The following is a 7,414-nucleotide window of genomic DNA, read 5'->3' on the forward strand; positions in this document are numbered from 1 at the left end:
GGATCGTTCGGCGACAGCCACGGACCGACGAAGCATGCGAGCGCGACGAGTGCGAGCAGCGCAAGGCTCAGGACCGCCGCACGGTTGTGCAGGAAGCGGTACATCGCCAGCGAGAGCGGCATGCGCGAGCGCGGCGGCGTATCGGCCTGCAGCGGCAGGCCGACGGTGGGAGAAGTCGGCGTCATCGGTTCGCCTCGCTCAATAACGGATGCGCGGATCGAGCCACGCGTATGCGAGGTCGACCAGCAGGTTGAACAGCACCGCGCAGACGGTCGTCAGCACGACAAGGCCGAGCACCAGCGTGTAGTCGCGGTTGATCGCACCGTTGACGACGAGCTGGCCGAGGCCCGGCAGCGCGAACACCGATTCGGTCACGACGGCCGCCGTGATCGACGAGATGCAGATCGTGCCGAACAGCGAAACGACCGGCATCAGTGCGGGTTTCAGCGCATGGCGCAGCACGATCGTCGTGCCGGGCAGCCCTTTCGCGCGCGCTGTGCGGATGTAGTTGCTCGACAGCGTCTCGATCATCGAGCCGCGCATCACGCGCGCGAGCAGCGACATGTTGATCAGGGTCAGCAGCACGATCGGCAGCAGCCGGTACTGCCAGCCGCCGTCGCCCCAGCCGCCCGCTGGCAGCCAGCCGTTGCCGGCCGACGTCTTCAGCACGATCGCGAAGATCCACACGAGCACCGGGCCGAGCACGAACGGCGGCACCACGTTGCCGAAATTGCCGATCAGCATCACGAAGCGGTCGATCAGGCTGTCGCGCCGCACCGCCGCGACAGTGCCGAGCAGCACGCCGAGCACGATCGAGAACGGAATCGACAGGCCGCCTACGCCGAGACTCACCGGAAGCGCCTTCTTCACCAGATCGTTGACCGACCAGTCGACGTAACGGAACGACGGGCCGAGATCGCCGTGAATCAGCGCGTCGAGATACAGCAGATACTGCTTCCACAGCGGTTGGTCGAGGTGGTACTTCGCGTTCAGGTTCGCGATCGTCGCCGCGGACAGCTGCTTTTCCGTATCGAACGGACCGCCCGGCGTGAAGTGCAGCAGCAGGTAGCAGACGGTGACGACCGCGAGGATCGTCGGCACCGCCCACAACGTGCGTCTCAGTGCGTAGGCCAGCATGATCGCTCCGCTCAGTGCTTGATCACGTACATGTCTTGCGAAGCACGCATGTCGACCACGTTCTTCAGCGAATAACCGCCGACGTACGGCTTCACGAGGCGGTCGGCCGAGTACTGGAACAGCGGCACCATCGGCGTGTCGTCCATCGCGAGATCGTGCGCCTGCGTGAGCAGTTCGGTGCGAGCCTTGTCGTCGAGCTTCTGGTTCGCGTCGCCGACGAGCGTGTCGACCTTCTTGTTGCAGTACGCGACGGTGTTCTGCGCGCTGCCGCATTCCAGCAGGTCGAAGAACGTCATCGCGTCGTTGTAGTCGGCAAACCAGCCGTCGCGCGCGATCTGCACCTTGCCGTCATGGCGCTCCTTCATCAGCACCTTGAACTCGACGTTCTCGAGCTTCGTGTCGATGCCGAGCTTCGTGCGCCACTCGGACGCCGTGAACAGCGCGACCTTCTTGTGCAGGTCGTTGGTGTTGTACGTCAGCGTGAACGACAGCGGCTTCGCGTCCGAGTAGCCGGCCTGCTTGAGCAGATTCTTCGCGTAGTCGACGCGCTTGGCCATCGGCCACGACGCCCATTCCGGCGTGAACGGCGCCCGTACGCCCTTCGTGCCCTTCGGCATCAGGCCGTACATCGGTTTTTCGCCGGCCTGCGTGAGCTTCGTCGTCAGCACGTCGCGATCGAGCACCATCGACAGCGCCTGGCGCACACGCTTGTCCTTCAGCACCGGATCCTTGTTGTTCAGGTAGTAGTAGTACGTCGCGAGTTGCAGGCCCGGACGCAGTTCGCCGCCGAACTGCTTGCTGACCTGCTGGAAGATCCCCGACGGAATCGAATAGCTGTAGTCGATCTGGCCGGCCTGATACATGCGCATCGCCGTCTCGTCGCTCTCGATCGGCAGGTACGTGACCTTGTTCACGACGACCTTGCCGGCATTCCAGTACTTCGCGTCCTTCGCGATCACGATGCGGCTGTTCGGCTGCCAGTCGACGAGCGAGTACGCGCCGTTGCTGACCATGTTCTGTGGGCGCGTCCACGCATCGCCGAACTTCGCCACGACATCCTTGTTGACCGGCGCGAGCGGCGCCATCGCGGTCAGCTCGGGGAAGAATGCGACCGGTGCGTCGGTCGTTACTTCGACCGTGTACGGATCGACCGCACGCACGCCGAGCGTCGACGGCGCGGCCTTGCCCGCGATGATGTCCTTCGCGTTCTTCACGAATTCGACGAGGATCGTGTATTTCGAGCCCGTCTTCGGATCGGCGAGGCGCTGCCACGAATAGACGAAATCGGCTGCGGTCACGGGCTGGCCGTTGCTCCACTTCGCGTCGCGACGCAGCTTGAAGATCCACGTTTCGGGCGTCTTGCGCTCCCACGACTGCGCCACGCCGGGCACGATCTGGCCCGCCGCGTCGATGCGCGCAAGCCCTTCGAACAGGTCGAGACCGATCGTGTTGCCGGTCCATGACTCGATATGCGCCGGATCGAGCGATTCGACTTCGGCCGGCACCTGACGCGTCAGGTCCTGCTGCGCGGCGAGCGTCACATTGGACGGAACGGTAACGGCGTACGCGGAATGCGTCGTCAGGGCGAGCGCGGCCAGCACGGCCGACATGGCATGCGAAGTTTTCATCGTGTCAGTTCGTAGAAGGTGTTTTCGGAATGTGTTCGCGGCGGTCGGCCGCGTGTTACGCGCAGGACGCCGGCGTGTGCGGCGCGGAGTATGGCCCGTGAATCTCGTTTCTCATGTATTAGTATTCCTTACGTTTCTTTCGACAGATACCCCATCGTGTAAACGAAGGAATACCTGTTTGCTAGAACAGCCTCGGCGTACCCACCCAGACCACCACCGACTCGACCTGTGCGGTGTTGACCCAGCTATGCGGGACCGTCGACTGGTAATGCGCGCTGTCGCCGGCCAGCAGGGTGAACGACTTGCCCTCCAGCGTCAGCGACACCTCCCCCTCGATGACATACAGGAACTCCTCTCCCGCATGCGTCGTCACTTCCGACCGCATCTGTCCCGGCGGCATCCGCACGAGGATCGCCTCGAGCTGACGCCCTTCCGATACGTTCGTGAGCCGTGCGAACAGATTCGCGGAATCGGCAAAGCCGAAAAAACGCAGCTGCCCGCCCCGGCAAACCGAACGCTCCTCGCTCGGCGTGTCGACGAAGTATTGCACCGTGACACCGAGCGCCTGCGCGATGCCCGCCAACGACGTCAACGACGGCGATGCGAGCCCGCGCTCGACTTGCGACAGAAACGGCTTCGAAATACCCGCGGCGGTTGCCGTGTCGTCGAGCGTGCGTTTCAGACGCTGACGCAACGCACGAATCTTGCTGCCCAGTGCCACGGCAGCGTCGGCAGACCGCGTGTTTTCAGTGGTGGAAACCATAGCAGGCCGATAATTGGTCGTCAAAAAATGTTTGATGAAAAGTAACTAAGTTAGATCGAATTGGCTTAGTCTTCGGGTTTGTGCGGATCGCTGGCGTTCTGCCCGGCGTGGAAAACACAGCCCGGCACGCGCCGCGCGACGCGCTATCTTGCCAGACTCGCCCCCCACACAGCCAAGCTGCATGCGGCTTTGCGGGAATCCGAGGAAATTCAGACGGCGATCTTACAAAAACATGACGAGACGGAAATTGCTGAAAACCCCAGCGTCATCGGGGATTACCCTTTGTGGCAGGAACGTGACAAACCCCAGCCGCAAACGTCACCAGCCGCGTGCCGGCCGAGGACTTGCGCCGCCGACGTCGAACGGCGTCTGACCCGTAAATGGGGCTGCCCGCCCGATCGTTACCGTCGCATTTGCGGCTGCCCGCCCGGCACGCCGCGGACGCGTCAGATTCACCCCGGCGACGCGCCCCGCGCCGCCCGCCTCAACCGAGATTGATGATGCATTCACGTGTTTCGCAAACCCGATCGTTCACGACGGTCTTCCTCATCGAAATGTGGGAGCGGTTCGGCTACTACGGCATGGCCGCGCTTCTCATCCTCTTCATGGTCGACAAGCTCGGCTTCACCGACAGCCATGCGAACCTGACCTGGGGCGCGTTCACCGCACTCGTCTACGCGTCGCCGTCGATCGGCGGCTGGATCGGCGACAAGGTCCTCGGCACCCGCCGCACGATGATCATCGGCGCGGCGGTGCTGTGCGCCGGCTATCTGATGCTCGCGATGCCGAACGACCAGCTCGGCTACCTGTATGCGTCGCTCGGCGTGATCGTGGTCGGCAACGGGCTGTTCAAGGCGAACGCGGCGAACCTCGTGCGGCGGATCTACGAGGGCGACGATGCACGCATCGACAGCGCATTCACGATCTACTACATGGCGGTCAATATCGGCTCGACGGTGTCGATGCTCGCGACGCCGTGGATCAAGGACCACTGGGGCTGGCATACCGCATTCGCCGTCTGCTGCGCGGGCATGCTGCTCGGTATCCTGAACTTCGCGCTGATGTTCCGTACGCTGGCGCACATCGGCTCGAAGCCCGATGCGGAACCGATCCACTGGCGGCGTCTCGGCGCGGTGGCGGCGGGCGGCGCTGCGCTCGCGCTCGCCACGCTCTACGTGCTCCAGCACAAGCCGCTCGCCGTCGCGAGCGTATGGACGGCAGCGTTCGCGATTCTCGCAATCTTCGCGTACATGATCGCGAAGTCGGAGCGTTCCGAGCGCGCCGGCCTCATCGCCGCACTCGTGCTGATCGCACAGGTGATCCTGTTCTTCATCTTCTACGTGCAGATGTCGACGTCGCTGACGCTGTTCGCGCTGCGCAATGTCGATCCGCGCTTCATCCTGTTCGGCACGACGCTGTTTACGTGGAGCGCCGCGCAGTTCCAGGCGCTCAACCCGATCTGGATCATGCTGCTGAGCCCGGTTCTGGTGATGATCTACAACGGCCTCTCGAAGCGCGGATGCGACGTCCCGGTGGCCGCGAAGTACGCGCTCGGCTTCGGCGCGGTCGCCGCGGGCTACCTCGTGTTTACGATCAGCGGCAACTATGCGGTCGACGGACGCGTGTCGTCGTGGTTCATGGTGTGGGGCTACGGCCTGTACTCGCTCGGCGAACTGCTCGTCAGCGGCCTCGGCCTCGCGATGATCGCCCGCTACGTGCCGGCGCGGATGAGCGGCTTCATGATGGGCGCGTACTTCGTCGCGACGGGCGTGTCGCAGTATCTCGGCAGCGTGGTCGCGAACTTCGCGCAGATGCCGTCGCACGACCTCGACGCCGTGCAGTCGCTGCCGCGCTATCTCGAACTGTTCAAAGGCCTCGGCTGGCTCGCCGCGGCCGGCATGGTGATCGCGCTGCTGCTGTTGCCGCTGATGCGCCGGCTGTCGCGCGAACATCAGCGCTGCACGGACGAACGCGAAGAACTGGCGCTGGCGGCTCAGTAATTTCCCTCGGGCGGCGTCCCGCCGCCGACATTCCCCTGCGGACGGCGCAACGCCGTCCTACACTGGTAGCAACGCTTCACACGTGGAGCGGATTGCGCAGGGAGACGACGATTAAAAACAAGACGACGCGGCTGCTGCGTCTGCTCGCGGACATCCGCCGGGCGCAACGCTGCACCGCGTTGCGCGCCGCGCGCGCCGCGGCGGAACTGGAACGCACGCTGAAGGAACCGGCCGAATCCGATGCCGGGCAGGACGACACCGGCAAGCCTGACGCCCCGTCCGCGACACCCGGTTCCGGCTTCCGCTCGCCGCATTGAACGCCAGCGGCGTTGGATATCAGCGGGTCGGGAGACGCCGCAACATCATCATGCTGTGCACCGCGGTCAAGGCGACCGCCAGCCAGATCGGCCCGTAGGTCGCGAGCTGAGCGACCGTCAGGGTCTCGCCGAGCAGCAGCAGCGATACCGCCACGAGCAGCACCGGCTCGACATAGCCGAGAATCCCGAACAGCGCCATCGGCAACATCCGGCTCGCCTTCAGATAGCTCGCAAGCGCGAGTGTGCTCAGCACGCCGAGCCCCGGCAGCAACAGCGCCCACAGCACGGGTTTGCCGGATACCTGCGTCGCACTCGTCGCGGCCATCGCGCCGGCGATCGGACACAGGAGCGCCACTTCGATCGCGAACGCCGCAAGCGAATCCGCGTTGATCCGGCGGCGCAGCATGAAATACGGCGGATAACCGAGCGCTACCACCAGCGTCGGCCATGCGAATGCACGCGTCGCCCAGACCTCGTGCGCAACGCCGAGCGCGGCACACACGACCGCCGCCCATTGCAGTGGATCGAGCCGTTCGTGATAGTAGAAGCGGCCGACGAGCACCATCGTCAGCGGCAGCAGGAAATAGCCGAGTGACACTTCGAGCATCCGTCCGTGCAGCGGCGCCCACAGGAACAGCCACAGCTGCACGCCGAGCAGCGCGGCGCTGGCGGGCAGCGCCAGCAGCACGCGCCAGTCGCGTGCGCCCCGCCCGACGAGCTCGACGAATGCCGGCCAACGGCCGCGCAATGCGATCAGCGCAAACGCGCCCGGCGCGGTCCACAGGATGCGCCACGCGAAAATGTCGAGGCCGGTGAGCGGCGCAAGCAGTTTCGCGTAGGCGGACATCAGCGCGAACAGCATCGACGCCGTCACCGACAGCGCGATCCCGCGTCCCCCTTCCGGGTAGCTCGTCACCGCGCGTTCACTGCTGCTGGAAGCGCTCGTAGCGCTTGTCGGTGTGCCGCTCCTCGAAGGTCACTTCGGTCACGCGCGCCGCCGGCGGCCCGTGACGCAGCCACGCGAGCATCCGGTCGATCTGCGCGGCGGAACCCTGAATCATCGCTTCGACGCTGCCGTCCTCGAGGTTCGCGACCCAGCCGCGCAGTTTCAGCGCATGCGCCTCGCGCACCGTCGCGTGGCGGAAGCCGACGCCCTGCACGACACCGCGCACCCGCACGTAGTAGGTCTCGATCCTTTCGTCCTGTTCGTGGCGGCTCATCGGCCTCGCCCTCCTGTTACGTCCAAGCCCGGCATTGTAGTCGCGTCGCCCGCACCATGTCAGTGCCGTCGCGCGCCGCGCCGAACACGTACAATCTCGCACGACGCACAACTGCCGCGCCACGCGCGCGGCCATGAGGACTTGCATGACTGACACATCCCGCGATCTCGTTCTGGTCACCGGCGCTTCCGGTTTCGTCGGTTCGGCCGTCGCGCGCATCGCGCAGCAAAAGGGCTATGCGGTGCGCGTGCTCATGCGCCCGACGAGCCCGCGCACCAACGTCGCGGATCTCGGCGCCGAGATCGTCACCGGCGACATGCGCGACGAAGCGTCGATGCGCGCCGCGCTG

At 65.0% G+C, this 7,414-nt stretch carries 8 protein-coding genes and 1 pseudogene; 3 read left to right on the top strand and 6 right to left on the bottom strand.

Annotated features, from left to right (window positions below; translation table 11 throughout):
• The 4 genes and pseudogenes from KH616_RS18650 to KH616_RS18665 all read right to left on the bottom strand — a co-directional run.
• Positions 1-185 (bottom strand): annotated as a pseudogene (locus tag KH616_RS18650) (peptide ABC transporter permease); the annotation flags it as partial.
• Positions 186-198: 13 nt separating this feature from the next.
• Complete coding sequence (locus KH616_RS18655) at positions 199-1,137, bottom strand: ABC transporter permease subunit (RefSeq protein ID WP_292249623.1); 939 nt, start codon at positions 1,135-1,137, stop codon at positions 199-201.
• Between the two features lie 11 nt (positions 1,138-1,148).
• Positions 1,149-2,765 carry a peptide ABC transporter substrate-binding protein gene (locus tag KH616_RS18660; RefSeq protein WP_292249624.1) on the bottom strand — a complete coding sequence of 539 codons (1,617 nt, stop codon included), beginning with the start codon at positions 2,763-2,765 and terminating at the stop codon, positions 1,149-1,151.
• A 181-nt stretch (positions 2,766-2,946) separates the two neighbouring features.
• On the bottom strand, positions 2,947-3,528 hold the full coding sequence (locus tag KH616_RS18665; protein ID WP_292249625.1) for a cupin domain-containing protein: 582 nt from the start codon (positions 3,526-3,528) through the stop codon (positions 2,947-2,949).
• A gap of 497 nt (positions 3,529-4,025) precedes the next feature.
• Between KH616_RS18665 and KH616_RS18670 the strand changes: the two genes are divergently transcribed.
• Positions 4,026-5,528, top strand: coding sequence for a peptide MFS transporter (locus KH616_RS18670; RefSeq protein ID WP_292249626.1), 1,503 nt, complete (start codon positions 4,026-4,028; stop codon positions 5,526-5,528).
• 110 nt (positions 5,529-5,638) lie between these two features.
• Positions 5,639-5,845, top strand: a complete 207-nt coding sequence (locus tag KH616_RS18675) for a hypothetical protein (protein ID WP_292249630.1) — start codon at positions 5,639-5,641, stop codon at positions 5,843-5,845.
• A gap of 19 nt (positions 5,846-5,864) precedes the next feature.
• Here KH616_RS18675 and rarD read toward each other — a convergent pair whose 3' ends face one another.
• Together rarD and KH616_RS18685 are read right to left on the bottom strand one after the other, a co-directional pair.
• Positions 5,865-6,761 carry an EamA family transporter RarD gene (gene rarD / locus KH616_RS18680; RefSeq protein ID WP_292249627.1) on the bottom strand — a complete coding sequence of 299 codons (897 nt, stop codon included), beginning with the start codon at positions 6,759-6,761 and terminating at the stop codon, positions 5,865-5,867.
• Between the two features lie 7 nt (positions 6,762-6,768).
• The gene (locus KH616_RS18685; RefSeq protein ID WP_292249628.1) at positions 6,769-7,065 is read right to left on the bottom strand and encodes an acylphosphatase; all 297 of its coding nucleotides are present in this window, start codon (positions 7,063-7,065) and stop codon (positions 6,769-6,771) included.
• A 145-nt stretch (positions 7,066-7,210) separates the two neighbouring features.
• Here KH616_RS18685 and KH616_RS18690 point away from each other — a divergent pair.
• Positions 7,211-7,414: NAD-dependent epimerase/dehydratase family protein (locus tag KH616_RS18690; protein WP_292249629.1), on the top strand; the 204-nt coding region annotated here is incomplete at its 3' end.

Source organism: Burkholderia sp., from assembly GCF_018375725.1.
GTDB lineage: Bacteria > Pseudomonadota > Gammaproteobacteria > Burkholderiales > Burkholderiaceae > Burkholderia.